Origin of the sequence: Pseudoalteromonas sp. OF5H-5, assembly GCF_021530695.1 — a bacterium.
In the GTDB taxonomy this organism is placed as follows: Bacteria; Pseudomonadota; Gammaproteobacteria; order Enterobacterales; family Alteromonadaceae; genus Pseudoalteromonas.
In genome coordinates this window covers 14,934-37,455 of the sequence record NZ_JAKGBF010000028.1, presented here as the reverse complement: position 1 = coordinate 37,455, position 22,522 = coordinate 14,934, and the positions used below count along the sequence as shown (strand labels likewise).

The following is a 22,522-nucleotide window of genomic DNA, read 5'->3' as shown; positions in this document are numbered from 1 at the left end:
CTTCTTACTTCTTACTTCTTACTTCTTACTTCTTACTTCTTACTTCTTACTTCTTACTTCTTACTTCTTACTTCTTACTTCTTACTTCTTACTTCTTACTTCTTACTTCTTACTTCTTACTTCTTACGAATAAAAGCAATAAATTTTACTGATTCAATATACGATCATTAGAAAATCAATAAGTCCCGTAATAGGGTATTCAAATTTGTGCAAAAGATAGTGATAGCTAACTCGCTAATCTTAGATTTTATAAGCCTTTGTCATAAAAAATTCTCTTAAAAGAACTAGACAGTACTTACAGATAAACCTATAATGACAGCGTTGTCATTGATATTGATTCTCATCTTTAGCTTCTGCCCAAGCTTGATGAGGGAATTGAATACACATCCCCTTGTGTGTATTCAGATAATTAAAATGTCCCTTTATTAAGACAATTCCATCTTAAAACCCTACAGCAGCAAAATTTTTTGTGCTATTCTCCAATCGTTTTTGTAACAAACCATATCTTGGTCATATTTAAATTTATATTTATCAATAAGATATATATCTATATGAATATTTTTTGAATAACAGGCCAAAAAAATTGTAGCGAATATGTAATTTAGGGTGTATGGTTTGTTATTAGATGACAGCGTTGTCATCATCACTGGGCAGAAGTGATTTAAAAAACCAACAAAATGATTCAAGGGGAATCCTGTGTTAGCTAATAATTTCAAAAAAAGCTTACTTGCAGTTAACGTCAGCATCGCACTAGGTGCGAGCTTTTCAGGCGTTGTAGCTGCAGAAGAAAGTCAAAGCCAAAATCAAGTACAAGAAAATGTAGAAGTCATTGAGGTTCGTGGCTTGCGAGCATCAAACAAAGAAAATATTAATACAAAAAGATTCGCGACTGCAGTTGTTGACGCAGTGAGCGCTGAAGATATCGGTAAGTTTCCTGACTCAGACGTGGGTCAAGCGTTAGGGCGTATTCCAGGTATTAGCGTTGGACGAGCTTTTGGTCAAGGTAGCTCTGTATCCATTAGGGGTACCGATCCTTCTATGACGTTGACTACGTTAAACGGCCAGAATGTGGCTTCAACCGGCTGGTATGATCAAATGAATTTAGACCGTTCATTTAATTATTCTATGTTACCGTCACAGCTGATTGGCGGAATTGAAGTTTATAAAGCGACACAGGCGAACCTGGTTGAAGGTGGTATCGGTGGTACAGTAATCGTAAAAACACGCAAGCCTCTTGACTTAGAATCTAATACATCGTTTCTTTCGCTAAAAGGTGAGTATGGTACCCTAAACGAGGAGATATCTCCTGAAGTTTCTGGGCTATACAGTTGGAAAAACAAAGATGAAACTTTTGGTGTACTTGTAGCCGCTGCATACATCGATCGTGAATATCTTCGTCAAGGCACCGAAGCCGATCTTGATTGGGGTGGAAACTCATCAGTACAACCTTCAAGCTTTTTACAAGATCAAGAGCGCACAGCTATAGATGTAACGCTTCAATATCGTCCAACAGAACAACTTGAATTGGGTATTCACGCACTTTCATTAGAGCTCGGCGCTGACAGCACTGGTGCTAATATGTACTTTGGTACTGATAATAACTGGGGCGCTTGGACACCGGAAGAATCAGTATGTAAAACGTACAATGCTGCTGGCGTCTGTACATATAGCGATACGCCAAAAGATAGAGGAAGCAACGTATTTTTCCAAAATTGGGCTCGCCAAGGAGAAATGACTTCAGACACTCTAGAATTTAACTGGAAGTACCAGTCTGATACTTATGAAATCTCAGGTGTTCTTGGTCACTCGAAAGCGGAAGGTGGTACAGACATGAGTGCTAACTTTGGTTTTGGTTGGTGGGGAAATGCTTATGTTGATGGAAATGGACTAAAGCAAACGTCCGATGCTAACTTCGACCAAGTAAACTGGTGGGGGGTCGTAGATGCAACTGGTAAACAAATAAAACTTGATGGTGCTGATCTTGGCTTTACCGTTGAACAGCTACCTGCATATGGTACAACATCTACTTGGACAGGTATAAAGGGTCCAAATAAAGATGAGGAAGTGTATGGTCAAGTTGATTTTGATTACTACGTTGACTTTGGCGCGATCAACAAACTTGAGTTTGGGGTAAGATATACTGAACATGAATTTGAGAAAAAGCTATATACGGCTGTATACGACCAGTCAAAAATAACAGCCCCAGCAGATGGTGAAAATGCAGGAGGTTTTGCCAACTATTTTAGTGTTCAGGATTTATATAGCGGTACAATGCCAATTGGCTATGATGGTTGGACTATTCCTCGTGCAAACCGAGATGCAATGATTAATGCTACATTGTCTCTAATCGATCAGTTTGCTTATAACCGTTCGGGCTACGGAAAAATAGAAGAAGACAATCTGTCATTGTATGCTATGGCGTCTTTTGAAGGCGAAGGTTTCCGGGGTAACTTCGGGCTAAGATATGTCAGTACAGATGTGACTTCAAAAGGTCATATCATCGATAATAGCCCAGCTGATATTCTTGCAAATAACAATGGTTGGAGCGAAGCTCCAGTAGGTGTTGATGGTGATTACAATGATGTATTGCCAAGTGCTAATATTACCTTTGACCTATCTGAAGACTTAATTCTTCGCGTTTCAGCTGGTCAAGCTATTACTCGTCCAAACTACGACAACTTACTACTTTCAAAAGTAACTGGTTATCCTGATGACCGTATTGGTAATGAGGAGATTACTTACGGTAATCCTGACCTGAAACCAATGAAATCATCTCAAGCTGATGTTAGTTTAGAGTATTATTATGGTGAAGATGGCCTATTTGCCGTAACTTACTTTATAAAGGATGTGAGTAATTTTATTGTTGCGACGACTGATTTTAATCAACAAATTGGTGTAATTAATAATGACCTTACTACACCAGCTGATGATTGGACCGTAAATCGCTATAAAAATGCAGGTGGCGGCGAGATTGATGGCGTTGAATTCCAGTGGAATCATGCTTGGGATAATGGGTTTGGTATAAACGCTAACTACACATACACAGATGCAGGTGCACCAGCAGAGGTTTATACTGATAATCTATCCCGTTTTACCGAGTCATCAGAGCATATGCTAAATCTAGTTGGCTATTGGGAAAATGATGAATTCTCGGCGAGAGCAGCGTATAACTGGAGATCTGAATACATGATTCGTGAATACGGTAACTATTACGGAAACCGTATGCACGATGACTTTGGTACACTTGATTTAACTTTCGGTTGGCAAGTTACAGACTACGCAGCGTTGACATTTGAAGTCGTAAATGTTACCGAGGAAGATGATGTTCAGTATGGTGCGGCAGAGGTTGGTGCTGATGTTAAGCCTGCGCTTCAGGATGGTTTCCCAACATGGTCTTTCCGTGGCGAAGCAACTTATAGATTAGGTGTTAATTTTAACTTCTAATTATAAATTGTGTAAGCTATAGCCCAGTTTTTACTGGGCTTTTTTATTTCAAGAGGGCGAGATGAATATAACCAAGATCGCAATTGTTGGTGGGGGCACAGCTGGTTGGCTAGCAGCTAATCATCTCGGCTTAGCGCTTTCTTCAAATAGCAATGTCGAGATTACAGTAATTGAATCTTTAGATATACCAAGTATTGGTGTTGGAGAAGGTACAGTTCCTTACATAGTTAAAAGCCTAAAAAAATTTGGTATTTCTGAAGCGGAGCTTTTGGGGAGCTGTGATGCTACCTTCAAGCAGGGGATAAGATTTGTTTCGTGGCTTGATGAAAAAGTTCATGGAGCACATAACTTTTATTATCACCCATTTGAAGCGCCATATCCCGAAGGACTGGATATAACTAATATATGGTTAAATTTAGGGAAAAAAATACCGTTTGATTACGTTGGGATACAATCAAGGGTTTGTGAATCGGGGCTTGCACCTAAACTAAAAACCGATGGCAACTATCAAGGTGTGCTACCATACGCATATCATTTCGATGCAGCAAAATTCGCAAAATTACTCAAACGCAATGCCCTAGATAGATTTAATGTCAGAGTTTTAAATGGAACAGTTGATGAATCTAAACTAGATCAAACAGGACATATTGAATCTCTTTGCATGACAAATGGAGACATACTGCATTTTGACTTTTACGTAGATTGTACTGGTTTTTCAGCGAAGCTAATAAGCTCAGTTTCTAATGACAGTTTTCAGGATAAAAGTGAGCAGTTGTTGGTAGATACAGCGCTAGTACAGCAGATAGAAAGAGATGATCCAAGCAGCTTGAATCCTTACACAACGGCAACCGCACATAAAGCTGGCTGGATGTGGGAAATCCCCCTTACTTCCCGTACTGGAACTGGTTTTGTTTATGCGTCTAAATATATGTCACATAAAGAGGCTTTAGAAACGTATGCAAGAATGCTGAATGTTGACTCCGTGAATCCTAGAAAAATAGAAATGAGAGTGGGCTATAGGAATCAAAGCTGGAGTAAAAATTGTGTAGCGCTAGGACTAGCGCAGGGGTTTGTCGAGCCTTTGGAAGCAACATCTATTTTACTAACAGACTTTTCTGCGGAATTCTTGTCGAAGAATTTCCCACTTTCTAGAGCTGAGATATCGGTATTCAGTGACCACTATAATGATGCAGTGAACTGCGCATGGGAAAGTACAATCGATTTCATCCAGTTGCATTATATCCTTTCTGACAGGGTTGATAGTGACTTTTGGGTAGAGTATCGAAGCGAGGTAAAGCTCTCAGACTCTCTAGAGCGGAAGCTTGCAAAATTTAGGCTACGTTCGCCCCAACAAATGGATTTTTGGAGTCGCTTTGAGCTATTTAATGAAAAGAACTTTTTATATGTTCTGTATGGAATGAAATTTAACACTCACCCGCAAACGACGTCTCAAGCAGAGTTTGATATTGGGCTTAAATTATTAGATAAGAACAATGAGCAACTAAGGCGAGCTAAAGGAGCTCTTTTAGATCATGGAGAGTGGCTTAAACAATTGAAGCAATATATGTCATCGTAATGATAAAGCAGACAATTCAAATGTATGAAAGATCTGTAATGCTTAAATAAATATTTAACTTCCAATTTGCCCCGAAAACCGCTAGCCTTAGGGGCAATAAATAAAGTAACAAATACGTAAAATAATGGAGCAGTATTATGGCGGAACAACAAGTGCAGCCTTTACACAACGAAAAGCACGCTAACATCAAAGTAAAAAATGGCGTGAACGTTGATTTCCTTAAAACTCAGCACTTAATGCCTGTAGTGGCGCATGAGTTCGCGCGCGTAGCGACAGAATTCCCAATGGCGTTTGTTAAAAACACTGAATCAGGTCAATTTCAAGCGGTTGCTATGTTTGGTCTTCAGCCAGGTGAAAACTTATTTGTAGACGGTGACAAGTGGACCGGCAGCTTTGTGCCAATGGCCGCAGCACGTTACCCGTTTGGCTTGGTTAAACACCCAGAGCAAGATCAGTTTGGTATTGTGATTGACGAAGCAAGCCCGCTAGTTGGTGAAGAAGAAGGCAATGCGCTTTTCGAAGACGGTAAAGAAACTGAATATCTAGGTCGTCGTAAAGAAGCGTTGGTAAGCTATGTTGAGTTTGCTCGCGTAACTGAAGCGTTTACTCAGTATCTCGCTGACAAAGAGCTTCTAGTTCAACAAACGCTAACGGTAGAAATCCGTGGTGAGAAGAAAGACATCAACGGTATTTACCTTGTGGATGAGCGTAAGCTAAATGAATTAGGTGACGAAGATTTCCTAGAGCTACGTAAACGTGGTTATTTAGCACCGATCTTCGCATTCTTAACTTCTACACATCAAGTTGCGCGTCTTGCACGTATGAAGGCACAGCGCGAAGCGAGCTAATCGCTTTTAGATTAGAATGATTCGATAAAAGCGCTTCCAGAGAGAAGCGCTTTTTTGTGGATGCTATTTTATAAGTGCTATACCAATTTGCTCCTTCAAATTGAGCAAGTATTAAGACAAATTGGTATTACTTAGCGTTTGGAATAGGGCAGTATGAACCGCCACGAGGGATCCAGACCGAGCGTGTTTCCCAACGGCAGTTATATGCTACTCGGCGTTCTTCTTGTTGAGTTGAAAAAGTATCATGTTGATGAACATAGGCACCTCCAGGCACCTGATAGTTTGGGATCGGATGAGGAATAGTCCAACCTCCGGGGCAGCTTTGTGTCGCGAGTACGGTTTTAGTTTGCCATAAAGTATAGGGACCGTAAGGTTCACCTGCTATTAATTTGTAGTGGCAAGTCTTATAACTCACATCAACGAGCTCTGTACGGTAGTCACATACCCACACACGTCGCTCATCCCAGTAGCCACCGCAGTCAACATTGTTTACTTGGGTGTCATAAAAAGTGTTGTAATCAATAACTTTAATTTGCTCTTGAGTAGAAGCGGCTTGAGCAGTACCAAGCAGTAGTGTGGTAAAAGCTGCAATTTTTAGAATGTTTTTCATATCGATTCCTGTCGAATTTCGTTATTTTATTACTTTGAGTTATTTCAAAGTAATAAATATGTTTCCATTTTGTGGTCGAAATAACAACCATAAATTGATTGAAAAATATTCAAATTTGCTGTTGTGTCTTGCTGCTCATGAGTTTCTTTCAACCACACTGTAAATAGGTTAGCTTGACAATTTTAACGCGAAAGCTTGCATCGTTCTAAAATTCACCTCATGCTGAAGTTTAACAACGAACCAAGGTATAAAAATGAAAAAAATCTCTTTGTTAGCAGCCTTATTAGCCTTGTCGGCGACAGCTGCTGTCGCTGACGAGAAAGCGCCACCGTTTGCGATCGCCATTCATGGAGGAGCTGGTACGATTGAGCGCAGTAACTTCACACCAGAAAAAGAAAAACAATACAAAGCTAAATTAAAAGAAGCCGTTGAAGCGGGGTATAAGGTACTAGAACAAGGTGGAGAAAGTCTTGATGCAGTGACGGCTGCCATTAATATTCTTGAAGACTCGCCTTTTTTTAATGCTGGTAAGGGGGCCGTGTACACTTATGATGAAGGGCATGAGCTAGATGCGTCAATCATGGATGGTCGTAATCGCCAAGCGGGCGCTGTGGCGGGGGTGAAGCACATTAAAAACCCGATCAACCTGGCAAAAGAAGTGATGCAGCATTCAGTACACGTCATGCTAAGTGGTGAAGGTGCAGAAGACTTTGCTAAGAAACGCGGTTTTACGTTAGTGGAAAACAGCTATTTTGACACCGATGCTCGCTATCAATCGCTCCTAAAGGCGAAAAAGCGATTGCAGATGAAAGAAGCGGCGACCAAAGACTATCAGGCGGCACACCAACAATTAGAGAGCCAATATAAGATGGGAACTGTGGGGGCTGTCGCACTCGATAAGCAGGGGAATTTAGCAGCTGGAACGTCAACTGGTGGGATGACGGCTAAACGCTTCGGACGGATAGGTGACTCACCGGTGATTGGTGCGGGCACATTTGCGGATAACCGCTCTTGTGCTGTGTCAGCAACGGGACATGGCGAGTATTTTATTCGATATAATGTCGCAGCTGATATTTGTGCTCGTGTCGCTTATCAAAACAAGTCGATTGAAAAAGCGGGGCAAGAAGTGATTTTTGATACGCTATATCCAATTGGTGGCACGGGAGGGGTGATCATAGTTGACCCTCAAGGAAATATTAGCATGCCATTTAATACCGCTGGAATGTATCGTGCGAGCAAGTCGTCAACAACACAGACCTATGTTGGTATTTATAGCGAGTAAAACAATATTTCGTTGAGACTAAGCAAGTTCTTCAAACGCCAGCTACTATTATCATGATGGCTGGCGTTTTTAATGGAGATGAGCAATGCAATCAATAAAAGTCGCAGACTACTTAAATCATCGCCCCGTAACATTCAAGCAGGACATGCGCGTAGAATCAGCGGTAGAGAAGCTGCTACAAAGCGGCCAGTCGGGCGGGCCGGTTATAGATGAAGCAAGGCGGGTTATTGGGTTTTTATCTGAGCAGGATTGTCTCAAAAAAATGTTAGAGGCGACCTATCAAAATGAGTCTCATAGCGTGGTGTCCGATGTGATGACAAAAGAGCCTCTGTGTGTAAAACGTGAAGACAGCATAGTGCAAATGGCAGATTTGATGATTTGCAATAAGCCCAAAGTGTACCCGGTAGTTGACGATGAAGGGCGCTTACTTGGGGTTATCAGTCGTGCAAACGTGTTATTAGCGTTGGATAAGCATTTACATGATGCTTATGTCTCTGGTCACCGCTACGTATAAAGCGATGAAATTTACGAGCTGTTAAGTTAACCCATGAGGTGTTGCCTTGAGAATAACAGCAAAAATCTCAATTCCTAACCAAATTTAGTTGGGTTCGTCTAATCTGATTTGATAAACTACACGGCGTTTTATGTAATCACAAGGTGTCGTGTAGTGCAGGTTGACTCGCTGTTCAAAGAGCTAAATTCATGTCTTAAAAAGGATCACTTCATCCTCAAAAAGCGCCTTCATGGTGCGAAAAAAATTACCGATCAAGAAAAGCAAAAGCAGGTAGTCGCAAAAGTAGCGGCTGCGATTGCAAAAAGCCAAGAATTAAAGGTAACAAGAAGTGCCAATATTCCAGCAGTAGAGTATCCTGAGCAACTACCCGTCAGCCAGAAAAAAGACGACATCAAAGCAGCCATTGCGAATAACCAAGTGGTCATTGTTGCCGGTGAAACAGGCTCGGGGAAGACCACGCAGCTGCCTAAAATTTGTTTAGAGTTAGGTCGAGGCGTGGATGGCTATATTGGTCATACACAACCAAGAAGACTAGCGGCAAGAAGCGTGTCTACTCGTATCGCAGAGGAAATTGGCTGCGAGATGGGGCAAGAAGTTGGATTTAAAATTCGCTTCTCAGATCAAGTCTCTGACAATACATACGTAAAACTGATGACCGACGGTATTTTGCTCTCAGAGATTCAACAAGACAGATTCCTCAACCAGTACGACACAATCATCATTGATGAAGCGCACGAGCGTAGCCTGAATATCGATTTTATTCTGGGTTATTTAAAGCAGTTGTTGCCGAAGCGTCCAGATCTTAAAGTGATTATCACCTCAGCAACCATTGATCCTGAGCGTTTTTCCAAACATTTTAGTGACGCACCTATTATTGAGGTGTCAGGACGAACTTATCCAGTAGAAGTGAGATATCGTCCAGTTGAAGATGTTGACTCACAAAATGGCGAAGCAGAAAATGACCAATTGCAGGGCATTTTTGATGCGGTTGATGAGCTTTGTGCCGAAGGACCTGGGGATATTTTGGTATTTATGAACGGTGAGCGTGAAATTCGTGACACCGCTGACGCGCTGGCAAAACGCAATTTAAAAGGCGTTGAGATTTTACCTTTGTATGCGCGCCTGTCTAATGCCGAACAAAATCGCATTTTTGCGCCCCATAGCCAACGGCGCATCGTATTGTCTACAAACGTTGCAGAAACGTCATTGACCGTACCAGGTATTCGCTATGTTATCGACCCGGGTACTGCGAGAATAAGCCGCTACAGTTATCGAACCAAAGTACAACGCTTACCGATTGAAGCGGTATCACAAGCCAGTGCAAACCAGCGTAAAGGTCGATGTGGCCGTGTGGCATCCGGTATTTGTATTCGTTTATATTCTGAAGACGACTTTTTAGGGCGCCCAGAGTTTACCGATCCTGAAATTCTAAGAACCAATTTAGCTTCGGTTATTTTGCAAATGCTCGCACTTGGACTTGGTGATATAAGTCAATTCCCATTTGTACAAGCGCCTGATAGCCGTAATATCAAAGATGGTATGTCGTTACTTGAAGAGCTGGAGGCGATAGTTCCTGCACAGCGCAGAGAAAAAGCCAAGCTCACAGAATCAGGTCGTAAACTAAGTCGCTTACCCATAGACCCAAGGCTTGCCAAGATGGTGATGTCAGGGGCACAAAACAACGCGCTTTGGGAAGCGATAGTGATCACCGCGGCACTGTCTATTCAAGACCCAAGAGAGCGTCCTCAAGATAAACGTGCAGCAGCTGACGAAAAACACAATCGCTTTGAGTGCGAACACTCTGATTTTGTTGCATATCTAAATCTATGGAATTACATCGAAGCGCAGCAGCAAGCACTGACGCGTAACCAGTTTCGAAAGCAATGCCAAAAAGACTTTTTGGCCTACATGCGCGTACGTGAATGGCAAGATATTGTTTACCAGCTGACTACGGTGTGTGAGGAGCTCGGCTTTAAAATAAATAGCAGTCCTGCAAGCGATGAAGCTGTCCATCAATCATTGCTAAGCGGTATGCTTAGCCATATTGGTGTGAAAGACGAAAAGCAAAAACAAGTGTTTAAAGGCGCACGTAACAGCCAATTTCATATTTTCCCCGGTTCAACACTATTTAAGAAAAGCCCTAAGTGGTTGATGTCTGCTGAGCTTGTGGAAACCAGTAAACTTTATGCTCGGGTTAATGCCAAAATCGATGTAAATTGGATTGCGCCGCTCGCTAAGCATTTAGTTAATAGCAGCTATAGCGAACCGCATTGGGAGAAAAAGGCTGGAGCGGTTGTCGCATTTGAACAGCAAACCTTATACGGCTTGATCATCGTTGGCCGCAAGCGCACGGCGTATAGCGATATTGATCCTGTGGTTAGCCGAGAGATATTTATTCGCGAAGCGCTGGCAAACGGTCAACTTGGCCAAAGCGAAGGCTTTTTAAGCGCAAACCAAAAATTGGTTGAAGATGTGCAGGCGCTTGAAGATAAAGCGAGGCGTCGCGATATCCTAGTCGACGAAGAAGATGTGGTTGCGTTTTATAACGATCGAATTCCACAAGACGTAAATAATCGTGCTGCGTTTAGTAAATGGTGGCGTTCACAAAAGCAAAAAGACAAACGCTTTTTGCATATGACGCGCGATCTGTTAATGAAGCATGACGCCGAACATATCACGGATACTCATTACCCAGATACGTGGCAGCAAGGGAATTTGATCTTGCCTCTCAGTTATCACTTTGATCCAGGCCAAGCACTAGACGGCGTGGTGGTCAATATTCCTCTGGCACTATTAAACCAAGTTCAAGATGAAGGTTTTGATTGGCATATTCCTGCGCTCAGACATGAGCTGGTTTGTGGGCTTATTAAGTCACTGCCGAAGACCTTAAGACGTAATTTTGTGCCAGCACCAAATTATGCCGATGCTGTGCTTGCCGCCGTTGAGGTAATGCAAGGCTCATTTATAGAAGCGGTGGCCAACCGTTTACTCAGAATGACAGGTGTCAAAGTCGCCGAGTCAGATTGGGATGTTAGTTCACTTGAGCCGCACTTAAAAATGCAATTTCAAGTAGTTGATGACAAAGGTAAGGTGATAGCCCATGGCTTTGATTTATTGGCACTTAAAGCAAAGTTGCAAGGGCAAGTGACCGAGACGCTTTCGCAAGTGGCAGAGCAAGGGATCGAGCAAACGGATATTCAGCAGTGGGATTTTGGCGAGCTACCAGAACAATATACTAAAAAGCAGGGAAATTATGAGATTAAGGCTTTCCCAGCATTAGTCGATAAAAAACAAAGTGCGGCTATAGAACTGTTTGATAACGAAATAAAAGCCCAAGCGGCGCATCAAGCAGGATTGCGCCGTCTTGTGCTACTCAATGTTCCTTCGCCCGTTAAATACCTGCAACAGCACTTACCAAATAAGGCTAAGTTAGGATTGTACTTTAACCCCTTTGGTAAAGTGCATGATTTAGTTGATGACTGTACGCAAGCTGGGGTTGATAAGCTGCTGCGTGCATTTGGCGAGATCAGAGATGACATTGCGTTTGAAAAAGCCAAAGAGCACATTCGAGCTGAGCTAGGTGACACCGTAGTTGAAATTGCGAAGCAAGTTGAGGCGGTGCTTAGCATTGCTCACAGTATTAACAAACGCATGAAAGGCAGAGTGGATCTCACGATGATCACCGCGCATGGCGACATAAAATCTCAGTTATCCGGTCTTATCTTTAAAGGCTTTGTCACCGCTCATGGTGCTGACAAAATCTCTGATATTTTGCGCTACATGAAAGCGATTGAAAAAAGGCTTGAAAAACTTGCGGTAGATCCAAACAGAGATAGGCTGTGTGTACTAGAATTGGAAAAAGTTGCTGCGGCCTATCAAGACAAGTTGGCAAAAATCCCTTCTGGATTACCTGTACCAGAGTCGCTTATAGATATTTTTTGGATGCAACAGGAACTTCGCGTGTCTTTGTTTGCTCAAACATTAGGAACGGCTTATCCAATTTCGGCTAAACGCGTTCTGAATTCGATAAAAGAGTGCGAAATATAAACTTGCATTTTAGAGTACGACAGTTACTTTATTATATGAGGAAGTAAAGTTTTGGATTGTGAGAAGGAAGCGGCATTGGATATGTCCACACGAGAGAAAAGGAAAAATGCACCGCATCTGCTAGTGGTTGACGACGAGTATTTTAACTATGAAATGCTTGAAATGGCACTGTCAGGGGCGTTTGAGCTGAGCTATGCAAACTCGGGTACGAGTTGCTTGTCTAATGCAATTGCTGATCCTCCAGATGCTATTTTGCTTGATGTGTGTATGCCGGGTCTTGACGGTTACGACACCTGTCGAATGTTGAAAAATACACCAGAGACGAAGGATATTCCGGTATTAATGGTATCTGGTTTAGAGTCCGAAAAAGAACAAAAAGCGGGATTCGATGCAGGCTGTGATGCTTATGTGGTTAAGCCATTCTCAATACAATCGCTATTAGAAAAAATAAAATCAATGGTGTAGGAGCATTATATGATCAATGAAGATAAACGCCGTTTTATGCGTATGTCGGTGGATGCAGTAGCAAAATTAACCGAGCTTGAGTCGGGTAAAGTGCATCAAGGAGTTTGTCACGATTTAAGCGCTACAGGATTGTCGGTGACAGTGAGCGAACCAATCGAAGCAAATTCAACCGTTGACATTTTCATTGATTCCAGTGGCGATATGATCCAGCCACTTAGTGCTCATGCAACCGTGATCCGCTGTAGTCAAGAGCAGGATGAGCAGTGGGTTGTAGGGCTTGAAATCACCAAGTTTAATTAGATTAACTAAGCTATAAAGGTGGTATTGAAGTGTTCTTCTATACCACCGTAAAAAATTGTTAAATCAATAGACCTTACAAATAAGGCCTTTCAGGTAAAAGCCTTCTGGATAATTGCCCGCAATAGGGTGGTCGGCTGCTTGATTTAGCCTTTCCATGATCAACAATTCCTTACCGGCATCGAGCGCAGCGTCTGCAACGACTTTCTGAAACAGGTTTTGTTCCATAAGGCCAGAACAGGAGAAGGTGAGTAACGTGCCACCAGGCTTTAATATCTGCATGGCAATCATATTGATATCTTTATAGCCACGACAAGCACCGTTAAGCTGCGCCTTACTTTCTGCAAACTTTGGTGGATCCATCACGATAGTATCGAATTGACGGCCCTCATCACGATATTGTCTAAGTAGTTTGAACACGTCTTGCTTAACAAACTCAGCTTTCGATAAGTCTAGTTCATTATGTTCTACATTGCGTTTAGCTGTGTCGAGTGCTGGCTGCGATACGTCAACGTTGATTACTTTACTACAGCCACCGCGCAGTGCATAAAGGCCAAATGTACCAGTGTAGCAGAAGCAGTTAAGCACTTCCTTGTCTTTTACAAAGCGTTCTAACGCGGCTCGGCTGTTGCGTTGATCTAGATAAAAGCCAGTTTTATGGCCGCCGATGATATCGACTTCAATCTTTAAACCATTTTCGCTAATAAGGACAGGTGCGGTTGGCGCGTCGCCAGCAAGCGGTCCGGTAATTTTATCAAGGCCTTCTTTTTTGCGTACATCAACATCTGAGCGCTCGTAAACATGACAATCAGGAAATAGTGATTGCAATGCCATTACTATTTCACCCTTGTGGCGCTCGGCACCAGCGCTTAGCAACTGACAAACCAAGTAGTTATCAAACTTGTCAATTGTTACTCCTGGCAGACCATCTGACTCTGCGGCACACAATCTAAAGCCAGTTAAACCACCTTCAGCGATAACATATTCTCTGGCCGCTAGTGCTCGTGCGAGTTTTAGCTCAAAGAACGCTTGGTCGATATGTTGTGATTCATCAAATGTCCAAATTCTGGCTCTGATCTGAGAGTCTGGGCTGTAAGCGGCTGTCGCGAGGTATCTACCCTCATTGCTGTAAATCTTGACGGTATCGCCAAGGGCTGGCTTACCTTTTACTTTTTTAATAGCTTTTGAGAAAACCCAAGGGTGTTTTCTGTTAAGGGATTTTTCTCTGCCTGGTTGCAGATATAGCGCGCAAGTCATATATTTTCTCTAATCTTTCCTGATAGCTGCCATTTTAGTGAAGGGTGTGGCAACATACAATCAGTAATGCCTTTCACGCCAAATTTGTGTGGGCTTATTTGTCGGATATTAATAAAAGTTGAGCTTAATGACGTTAAAAATGCATGAATTAGAAAAAGCATGTGAAGAGTTTATGCTGTCGACTCCATGTGCAGATACCGCCCATGATTTGTCTCATATCAAGCGTGTAGTTAAAGTCGCAAAGTCACTTTGCGAAGCTGAGGGGGCGGATCCTGCTGTGGTGATCCCAGCCGCTTGGTTACATGATTGTGTTGCCGTAGCAAAAAATCATCCAGATAGGCCGCTGGCGTCTAAATTAGCTGCAGATAAGGCGGTTGCCTTCCTAACAGAGTTGAAGTACGACACGGATAAACTTGGGGCGATTCACCACGCCATTGTTGCACACAGCTTTAGCGCCGGTGTTACACCCACGACATTAGAAGCCAAAATTGTCCAAGATGCAGACAGAATGGATGCGTTAGGGGCGATAGGTGTTAGCCGCTGTATGAAAGTAGGTGGGGCGATAGCGCGTAATCTTTACAATGTAGAAGACCCTTTTTGTGAGCACAGAAAAGCTGACGATACCAAATATACCTTAGATCATTTCTTCATTAAGCTGCTGCATATTAAAGATAACATGCATACCACCGCAGCCCGTGAGCAGGCACAAGCCCGCACCCAATATATGCTGGATTTTTTAGAACAACTGAAATCAGAAATCGCGAATTAAAAATGACGAGATGAGTATCACCTCGTCATTTGCTTTACAAATACCACCACAAATAGCGCTAATGAAAAGCTGCCGGTAAAAGCCTCTACCGCTGCGATCAGCCGTGAGATCCCCACAGGCGTAATATCCCCATAACCCAAGGTTGTGAAAGTAACAACACTAAAATAAAAGCTGTTCAGCAGCGCCATTACGTTTTCAGATACACTGTTGTCTAAGTCCAGTTGCATTATCTGATCTTGAAACGAAACACCAAATAGAAAATAGCAAAATGCACAGGTAATTATCATACCTAAACTGAAGCGAATGACATTTTCCGGTTTTTCTCCATACCCACATAATAAGTCGACAAAGCTGGAAATTAGGTGACGTTTTGAAAATCGTGGATACTGGGCATGTCGCATGCGCAGTTCTTTGTATGTAAAGCGCCCAACCATTTCAAATAGTCCTTGGTTTTCCGCACCTTTACGTAGTAAACGATAGATCTCTTCCGACTGTAAGAACAAGTCTTCCGCGTCCTCTTTGGCTCGGTTTCTACGAGCTTCAAAAGCTTGCTGCTCTTGTAGTAATTGCTCGCCGAGTTCCATATTATCAATACGGGTGTTTTCAAGCTTTATACCGAGCAAATTGGTGCTTTCTAAATTACAGCAGTGCAGACTTGCTTCTCTCAAGTCGGCCTTCATTAGCGACGCATGCTTAATGGTATTATTAAACAGGTGCGCCCCTTTCAAATTGGCACGATAAAAGTTGCTATAAGATAGATCATAGCCATGATGATTTTCAAAGTTAACAAGATTGAGCCCTTCTAAATTGGCCCGCTTCAACTCTAAGCCTTGCAGCAAACCACCGCGCTTGGCGTAGCGTTCAAGCTTCTGGCTTAGCTCCAAGCCACCTTTATCGAATTTATTGTCATGCCAAAAGCAGTAACCTGAGCCCATATCGATTTCACTGCATTTTTTTCCCTCAGGTGACACATATTGGCAAATGGGTTTATCAGCCATAGCTTGCCTAAATCAAAATGCCTTTTTCATTAAGCGTAGCAGCAAAAATAATAAATACGGTGATTTAACGAAAAAATCTTTCTAATTTATAAAGTGTTAGAAACCACACTATTGATGAGTTTATTGCCATCGTTGGTCTAATTCATTATCTTGCATGGCGTTTGCAGTGACTCTGACAAGTTGCTCATACTATAATGCATGCTTTAGTGACTAAGAATTTGTTACCTTGCAATATCAATTAAAGAAAAGCCGAAAGCGTAAGAGCGTTGCGATAAAAATAAAAGCTGGCCAAGTGTTTGTGTATGCGCCAGAGCAAATTTGCGAGCGCTGGTTACATACTTGGGTGGAAAGCAAATCCGATTGGATAAAATCAAAGCTTGCTCTAAAAATCATACCTGAGAGCCCTCGGCCACTGGAAACAGGAATGGTGCAAGTCTTCGGCGAGACCTTTACCATTCAAAGGGGCGAAAGCACGACCTCTGTAATTGATTTTGACAACAAAAGGGTTTTACTTAAGGCTGTCAAAAATGAATGGCGTGAATTAGTTGCGCTGTTAAGCGAAACGCTAAATGACTATGTAGACATGGTTATTGCGCGCTATCAACCTGATATTCAAGCTCGCTTTGATACGCTAAAGATACGCGTTTATAAAAGCCGCTGGGGCAGTTTTTCATCTAAAGGCGTGCTTGCGTTTAATACGTTTTTGATTGGTGCGCCTAAGTGGGTAATCGATTATGTGGTAGTGCATGAACTTTGCCATTTTCACGTCATGGCACACAATAGCGCATTTTGGCGCTTGGTAACAAAGCACTATGGCCACGACCATAAAATGGCTCGGCGTTATTTACGTGACCACGGTCTTGACTTGATGATTGAGCATTAGCATAGTGCCCTGTTTATGCCTATTATTTCTCGGGCCTCGCTTTTGCCGCGCGTTTTAACAGCTTTTGAAATGTCGGACATTCAAAATGGCTTGGCGCTGGGCATTTGGCAGCGTGATAGAGGCCATCTCGCATTGCAGTTAAATGCTTAATGGTTTCATTTAATTCATCCGCTTTGGATTGTAACTTCACCCTATCAATATCCGCTTTACCCTCGGGGGTAAACATGTCCGCTATTTCATCTAACGAAAAGCCTGCGTTTCTGCCTAGTGTAATAAGCGCTAGACGTTCAAGTATTGAAGGGGGGAAAACACGTTTGAGCCCTTGTCGACCAATCGATCGGATCAGTCCTTTTTCTTCATAATATCTAAGTGTGGATGCGGGTAAACCAGACTTCTTTGCAACTTCACTGATATCCATTCTTGCCCTTGACTTAAAGTTAACTTGAACTAGTAGGATAGCGGCTATCAGTAAAAAAGAGGAGTAAAAATAGTGGAAAGCCTATATTCGATGTTAATGCCAGCAGTCGCGATTGGCGTAGGTGCAACGCTTGTTATGGATTTGTGGGCATTTATGCTCAGTCGCGTGTTTGCCATAAAGGGCTTAGATTATGCATTGGTTGGTAGATGGATTGGACACTTGTGTAAAGGTCAACTCACGCATCAAGGTATCGGGCACAGTAAACCAATATCTGGTGAAGGTGTCATTGGCTGGTGCATGCATTATCTCATTGGGATTGTATTCGCCTTGGTGTTACTTCTGAGCGTGGGCAAGCCTTGGTTGACTGAGCCTAGTCTTTTCATTGCGTTAGTTTTTGGCTTAATAACGTGTGTTTTTCCATTTTTTATTATGCAACCCTGTTTTGGTGCAGGGGTAGCAGCATCTAAATTACCAGAGCCGAATAAGGCAAGGGTAAAAAGTATGGCAGCACATTTTATTTTTGGCTTTGGATTGTTTTTAAGCTCGTTTATATATGTAAGCTTGTTGTGAGATAACACAATAAAAGGTGGTGGAGGGAGCTGGATTCGAACCAGCGAAGGCTGAGCCGTCAGATTTACAGTCTGATCCCTTTGGCCGCTCGGGAACCCCTCCATCGTTTGGAGCGTTTACTTTAAAAGTGGTGGAGGGAGCTGGATTCGAACCAGCGAAGGCTGAGCCGTCAGATTTACAGTCTGATCCCTTTGGCCGCTCGGGAACCCCTCCATACATTTTAAAGCGTTACAATTTGAAAGTGGTGGAGGGAGCTGGATTCGAACCAGCGAAGGCTGAGCCGTCAGATTTACAGTCTGATCCCTTTGGCCGCTCGGGAACCCCTCCGAAATTGTAACTGTTGTTTATGGTGGAGGGAGCTGGATTCGAACCAGCGAAGGCTGAGCCGTCAGATTTACAGTCTGATCCCTTTGGCCGCTCGGGAACCCCTCCTAAACAACGGCGGTGATAATAACAAAGTTTTTTTCGAAGTAAAGAAAACTACTAAAGTTTTTCGGAAAAAGGCCGATAAATTCATAATTAGCAAAATAATCGGTTGGAATACATGCAAATTGATGGCGTTTTAATCAGTGAGTCGCAATTAGGATCCGCATTGAACATTAGTGTTCATGAGACGCGCTCTGCCGATTTTGCCATGCTGTTATCTATGCTATCAACCGATGCATTAGATTTTAGCCAATTTCACCTACCAAAATCTGAAGCTGCCGCAAAAGATAACTCAGAAGAAACACTAAAAAAGCAATTTGAAATAGGTCCACAAAAGCCGCTTGCGCCAAAAGAGTACAATATGCTTATTGGTCAGCATAACGCGCAGCTGGTATCTATGGGGGCGATGGCAACCTTGCGATTGCAAGAAAATTTAAATCCAGAACCTTTTGCCGCACGAAATGATAAAAAGCATATTCCACTCGAAGTCGTAGAAAATTTGGAACCAGCGGTTAAAAGACGTTTGGCGAGCGCGCAAGGTAAACTGGCCTTAGTTGCTGATAAGGCAATGGATGCGGCTGGTTTTTATGATCAAATTGCAACGGGTGATATGCAGAGTATGTTACGCGCGACGGCGTAACAACATTAGCTGCTTTTACTCCTTCAAAATTGAGCAAATTTAAGACAAACTGGTATTAAACTTGCTGTTTTACAGCTGTTTGCTTCGTTACTAGACTGACATAAAACGCTATGCTTATCGTGCTTCATGTCTAATACCAATTGAATTAATTCTCTAATCAATTTGAAGGGTGAAATAGCATATTAGCTTCGTTAAAAATTTCTCATTTAGAACAACTAAATAGCAAAATTTTTGCCTAGCTACTAAAGCTATTTCCCCGCTTCAAGATAGATCATTTACTTAATACAACTGGTATAAGCTAAACGGCCTTTAATCATCCTTAGCTCGTTTCAAGCCTTTTTTATTGCTTTGTATCTAATCTCTAGTTCAGACTATTTTAGCTACCGTGGCACTTTTTATACTTTTTATCACTGCCGCACGGACAGAGGTCATTTCTGCCTACCTTGGTTGTAGGTGTATCGTACAATTCACCATCTAAGTAATACCATCTGCCTGCTTCGGTAATAAAATTTGACCGCTCATGGAGTATATAGTGTGTGTTTTCTGCGATATAGTGCGCCTTAAACTCAACGATCCCCTGAGTAGCTTCTACTACTTCTTCTAGCACTTCCAATTTTATAAAGTGTGCATAATTAGCAAATGCAGCAATATCGTCGATATTGTTTTGTGCTTGTTTAGCCTGGGCATAGGTGTCATGAATATACTTTGCATCTTTTAAGCAGTATGCAGTATAGCGAGAGCGCATGAGTATTTGTGGACGCTCTGCGAATTTTTGTCCCTTAAGGTACGGCTCACAACATTGCGAATAGGGAAGGGATGAATTGCAATAACAAGACATAAAAACTTCAGTTTTAACAAATTTATATCCTGTTATTGTAGCTTGTTAAGCGCTTTGAAAACAGTGGATCGCAACGTCAGATACCGGCAGTTCCATTTTGTTGATAGTTTGCACTGATGCAATATCAGTCCAAATCACCACTGCAGCGAAATTACCATTGCTGATAGCACTTTTAAGTACATACTCAAGGTCGTATATGTGCTTTTGCCTAATGACGAGCAACTTACTTGCATCAACTGAAGCGCTTTCTAGTAGTGACTTGTTTGGTACATTATCGGGTGCAACGAGTAGCGTCCACCCTTGTTTATGCTGACATTTATGTAAAACTTTAAGTAACTCTAAACTAGCGACGATCTCATCTTCAACTATCACATTATTGATTTCGTTAAGTGTGTAATAAGTTGAATTGTTTGGCTGTAGAAGTGCATTGCTGTGTAACATAATTGTCTCACTGGTTATCTATACAGTATTTGTATACAGTAGTTTATACAGTGTGTGAATGCAAGGAAAATTGCTAGCTTTTTAATCAATATTCAAGCTTAATTTTTATTTAGTTTAAATTTTCAATATAAAACAAGTGGTTGTGATTTTTTTGAAATGAGAGCTTAATTGACGAAAGTTCAGTATGAGTAAAGCAAGGAAGTTTTCTCAGCTGCGATACAGTAGTTTTCCTACTGTATCATTTTGATCGTCGCGGAGGGAAAGCGTACGTTTACTTAAGAGAGGCTTAGCTACGCCTAGCCTACGTTTTTTTGGAGAGTCAAATTTAATTTACTGGCTAATATGCTGTAGTTGATGAATTTGCTCGTAAAGTGTTGCAGCATAGCACTGTGCATCTCTAAAGCGCTTAGTTGTTAGGAAGCGGCGTACATCTAGTAGTACCTGTTCGGCGCCTTTGTGCCCTTGGCTGCTGGCCAAACTTAACCAAGCGGCTGCATGAAAGGGGCTGGGTGGCACTCCTTGACCTTTCATAAACAACAAACCTAAAAAGAACTGTGCCTTCAAATCACCAGACATCGCCGCCAGTCTTAGCCATTTTGCCGCAAGCGGAAAAGATTTTTCTTTTAGGTAATAGAGGCCTTTTTTCAAAGCTTGGGTATTGTCGTGAAGATCTGGGAATTTTGCGTCCGCTTTTAATGGCGACGTTACAAATTCAAGCACATTCAGCAGCTGCTGTTCTAAGTCATGGTTTGCTGAGTTGTCGGTGCTATTTTGATCCATATCTTTATTCGCAATAATGTTGATAAGCAGAGTGTAGCTGAATTTTAACTATTTTGTCCGAGTTTTAAAGTGATTCGTGTTAAAATCCAACCACTTGTTCCTTAAATTTGTAATTTTAGTTATGCTCGAGCGGTTATTTTCACTGCAAGCTATGCACACCAATGTAAGAACTGAGGTGATTGCTGGCTTGACGACATTCGTTACTATGGTTTACATCGTTTTCGTAAACCCTGCAATGCTAGCAGAAGCTGGCATGGATCACGGCGCTGCTTTTGTAGCAACTTGTATCGCAGCCGCAATCGGCTGTTTTATTATGGGACTATGGGCAAACTATCCTTTAGCGCTTGCGCCTGGAATGGGCTTAAACGCCTTTTTTACCTATGGTGTTGTGCTTGGCATGGGCTATACATGGCAAAGTGCATTAGGCGCGGTATTTATGTCGGGCTGTTTATTTCTATTTTTGAGCGTATTCAAAGTACGCGAATGGGTGATCCAAGCTATTCCCATTGTGCTAAAGCGTGCGATCGCGGCAGGTATTGGCGCATTCTTAGCCTTAATCGCGCTAAAGAACGCGAAAATTGTTATCGCAAGCGATGCGACATTAGTACAACTTGGTGATATCACTTCTCCCGGCCCGCTATTAGCCATTGCGAGCTTTTTTGTGATTGCGGCGCTTATGTACCGTGAAGTCAAAAGTGGCGTGCTTATCAGCATTTTAATGGTAACGGGTATTGCGTGGGGGCTTGGGCTTGTAGATTATCACGGGGTTGTTGATATCCCCCCAAGCATCGCGCCGACCTATATGCAGTTGGATTTGAGCGGAATTTTTGAGCTTTCCATGCTTAGCGTGGTGTTTGCATTTTTATTTGTCGATTTATTTGATACCAGTGGCACATTGGTTGCGGTGACTCAAAAGGCCGGATTATCTGACGAACATGGTCGCATGCCAAGGTTGGGTAGGGCACTGTCAGCTGACAGCACTGCGACGATTGCAGGCTCAGTGCTCGGTACTTCAACGACGACTTCATACATTGAATCAGTGTCGGGTGTATCTGTCGGTGGTCGCACAGGGTTGACGGCCGTGGTCGTGGGGATCTGCTTCTTACTCATGATGTTCTTTGCGCCATTGGCACAGATGGTTCCTGCATATGCGACGGCAGGCGCGATATTGTATGTGTCGGTATTAATGCTACAAAACCTAAAGTTGATTAATTGGGATGAGATGAGCGATGCTATTCCGGTGAGTGTTGTGTTATTGATGACACCGCTCACGTTTTCAATCGCGCATGGTATTGCTTTGGGTTTTATTTCTTATACGGCAGTTAAGTTGGCGTGTAATAAGGCAAATGAAATCAGTATCAGCGTTTGGGTACTGACAGCACTCTTTATCGTTAAGTTTGCTTTTGGTTAAGCAAGTGG

Annotated in this window: 20 protein-coding genes and 4 tRNA genes; 13 read left to right on the top strand and 11 right to left on the bottom strand. The window is 42.4% G+C overall.

The window, feature by feature from the left end; translation table 11 throughout:
- The first annotated feature begins 696 nt into the window (after positions 1-696).
- The 3 genes from L1271_RS23695 (at position 697) to L1271_RS23685 (ending at position 5,868) form a co-directional block, all read left to right on the top strand.
- The gene (locus tag L1271_RS23695) at positions 697-3,444 is read left to right on the top strand and encodes a TonB-dependent receptor (RefSeq protein WP_102056573.1); all 2,748 of its coding nucleotides are present in this window, start codon (positions 697-699) and stop codon (positions 3,442-3,444) included.
- A gap of 61 nt (positions 3,445-3,505) precedes the next feature.
- The gene (locus L1271_RS23690) at positions 3,506-5,020 is read left to right on the top strand and encodes a tryptophan halogenase family protein (RefSeq protein WP_102056574.1); all 1,515 of its coding nucleotides are present in this window, start codon (positions 3,506-3,508) and stop codon (positions 5,018-5,020) included.
- Positions 5,021-5,157: 137 nt separating this feature from the next.
- Positions 5,158-5,868 carry a SapC family protein gene (locus tag L1271_RS23685; RefSeq protein ID WP_010375531.1) on the top strand — a complete coding sequence of 237 codons (711 nt, stop codon included), beginning with the start codon at positions 5,158-5,160 and terminating at the stop codon, positions 5,866-5,868.
- Between the two features lie 127 nt (positions 5,869-5,995).
- Here the strand turns inward: L1271_RS23685 and L1271_RS23680 are convergent, their stop codons facing one another.
- Positions 5,996-6,478, bottom strand: a complete 483-nt coding sequence (locus L1271_RS23680) for a hypothetical protein (protein WP_235368931.1) — start codon at positions 6,476-6,478, stop codon at positions 5,996-5,998.
- Between the two features lie 253 nt (positions 6,479-6,731).
- Here L1271_RS23680 and L1271_RS23675 point away from each other — a divergent pair, with 253 nt between their 5' ends.
- From L1271_RS23675 to L1271_RS23655, 5 genes are all read left to right on the top strand, one after another.
- Positions 6,732-7,760, top strand: a complete 1,029-nt coding sequence (locus L1271_RS23675; RefSeq protein ID WP_235368930.1) for an isoaspartyl peptidase/L-asparaginase family protein — start codon at positions 6,732-6,734, stop codon at positions 7,758-7,760.
- 85 nt (positions 7,761-7,845) lie between these two features.
- Positions 7,846-8,274, top strand: coding sequence for a CBS domain-containing protein (locus L1271_RS23670; protein WP_010375537.1), 429 nt, complete (start codon positions 7,846-7,848; stop codon positions 8,272-8,274).
- A 153-nt stretch (positions 8,275-8,427) separates the two neighbouring features.
- Positions 8,428-12,321, top strand: coding sequence for an ATP-dependent RNA helicase HrpA (gene hrpA / locus L1271_RS23665; RefSeq protein WP_235368929.1), 3,894 nt, complete (start codon positions 8,428-8,430; stop codon positions 12,319-12,321).
- A gap of 81 nt (positions 12,322-12,402) precedes the next feature.
- On the top strand, positions 12,403-12,786 hold the full coding sequence (locus L1271_RS23660) for a response regulator (protein ID WP_235368932.1): 384 nt from the start codon (positions 12,403-12,405) through the stop codon (positions 12,784-12,786).
- A gap of 9 nt (positions 12,787-12,795) precedes the next feature.
- Complete coding sequence (locus tag L1271_RS23655) at positions 12,796-13,086, top strand: PilZ domain-containing protein (protein ID WP_010606519.1); 291 nt, start codon at positions 12,796-12,798, stop codon at positions 13,084-13,086.
- Positions 13,087-13,149: 63 nt separating this feature from the next.
- Here L1271_RS23655 and L1271_RS23650 read toward each other — a convergent pair whose 3' ends face one another.
- Positions 13,150-14,340, bottom strand: coding sequence for a class I SAM-dependent methyltransferase (locus L1271_RS23650; protein ID WP_235368928.1), 1,191 nt, complete (start codon positions 14,338-14,340; stop codon positions 13,150-13,152).
- 127 nt (positions 14,341-14,467) lie between these two features.
- Between L1271_RS23650 and L1271_RS23645 the strand changes: the two genes are divergently transcribed.
- Positions 14,468-15,109, top strand: coding sequence for an HD domain-containing protein (locus tag L1271_RS23645; protein ID WP_235368927.1), 642 nt, complete (start codon positions 14,468-14,470; stop codon positions 15,107-15,109).
- Between the two features lie 17 nt (positions 15,110-15,126).
- Here L1271_RS23645 and L1271_RS23640 read toward each other — a convergent pair whose 3' ends face one another.
- The gene (locus tag L1271_RS23640) at positions 15,127-16,107 is read right to left on the bottom strand and encodes an ion channel (protein WP_010606522.1); all 981 of its coding nucleotides are present in this window, start codon (positions 16,105-16,107) and stop codon (positions 15,127-15,129) included.
- 226 nt (positions 16,108-16,333) lie between these two features.
- On the opposite strand from L1271_RS23640, the gene L1271_RS23635 reads away from it, so the two are divergent.
- Positions 16,334-16,990, top strand: coding sequence for a M48 family metallopeptidase (locus L1271_RS23635; RefSeq protein ID WP_235368926.1), 657 nt, complete (start codon positions 16,334-16,336; stop codon positions 16,988-16,990).
- A gap of 22 nt (positions 16,991-17,012) precedes the next feature.
- On the opposite strand, the gene L1271_RS23630 is transcribed toward L1271_RS23635, so the two are convergent.
- Positions 17,013-17,408: a helix-turn-helix domain-containing protein gene (locus L1271_RS23630; RefSeq protein ID WP_102056580.1), complete on the bottom strand. Its 396-nt coding sequence runs from the start codon at positions 17,406-17,408 to the stop codon at positions 17,013-17,015.
- Positions 17,409-17,480: 72 nt separating this feature from the next.
- Here L1271_RS23630 and L1271_RS23625 point away from each other — a divergent pair, with 72 nt between their 5' ends.
- Positions 17,481-17,978: a DUF2938 domain-containing protein gene (locus L1271_RS23625; RefSeq protein ID WP_235368925.1), complete on the top strand. Its 498-nt coding sequence runs from the start codon at positions 17,481-17,483 to the stop codon at positions 17,976-17,978.
- A 17-nt stretch (positions 17,979-17,995) separates the two neighbouring features.
- Here the strand turns inward: L1271_RS23625 and L1271_RS23620 are convergent.
- The 4 genes from L1271_RS23620 to L1271_RS23605 form a co-directional block, all read right to left on the bottom strand.
- Positions 17,996-18,080 (bottom strand) — tRNA-Tyr (locus tag L1271_RS23620).
- Between the two features lie 26 nt (positions 18,081-18,106).
- Positions 18,107-18,191: transfer RNA gene (locus L1271_RS23615), tRNA-Tyr, on the bottom strand.
- Positions 18,192-18,220: 29 nt separating this feature from the next.
- Positions 18,221-18,305, bottom strand: a tRNA-Tyr gene (locus L1271_RS23610).
- Positions 18,306-18,325: 20 nt separating this feature from the next.
- Positions 18,326-18,410, bottom strand: a tRNA-Tyr gene (locus L1271_RS23605).
- Positions 18,411-18,522: 112 nt separating this feature from the next.
- Between L1271_RS23605 and L1271_RS23600 the strand changes: the two genes are divergently transcribed.
- Positions 18,523-19,044, top strand: coding sequence for a VC2046/SO_2500 family protein (locus tag L1271_RS23600; protein ID WP_102056581.1), 522 nt, complete (start codon positions 18,523-18,525; stop codon positions 19,042-19,044).
- Between the two features lie 376 nt (positions 19,045-19,420).
- On the opposite strand, the gene L1271_RS23595 is transcribed toward L1271_RS23600, so the two are convergent.
- The 3 genes from L1271_RS23595 to L1271_RS23585 form a co-directional block, all read right to left on the bottom strand.
- The gene (locus L1271_RS23595; protein WP_158299142.1) at positions 19,421-19,882 is read right to left on the bottom strand and encodes a YchJ family protein; all 462 of its coding nucleotides are present in this window, start codon (positions 19,880-19,882) and stop codon (positions 19,421-19,423) included.
- Between the two features lie 45 nt (positions 19,883-19,927).
- Positions 19,928-20,323: a SulA-like leucine-rich domain-containing protein gene (locus L1271_RS23590; protein ID WP_017218896.1), complete on the bottom strand. Its 396-nt coding sequence runs from the start codon at positions 20,321-20,323 to the stop codon at positions 19,928-19,930.
- A 330-nt stretch (positions 20,324-20,653) separates the two neighbouring features.
- Complete coding sequence (locus L1271_RS23585) at positions 20,654-21,103, bottom strand: tetratricopeptide repeat protein (protein ID WP_010375560.1); 450 nt, start codon at positions 21,101-21,103, stop codon at positions 20,654-20,656.
- Between the two features lie 121 nt (positions 21,104-21,224).
- Between L1271_RS23585 and L1271_RS23580 the strand changes: the two genes are divergently transcribed.
- The gene (locus L1271_RS23580; RefSeq protein ID WP_102057855.1) at positions 21,225-22,514 is read left to right on the top strand and encodes an NCS2 family permease; all 1,290 of its coding nucleotides are present in this window, start codon (positions 21,225-21,227) and stop codon (positions 22,512-22,514) included.
- Positions 22,515-22,522: the final 8 nt, after the last annotated feature.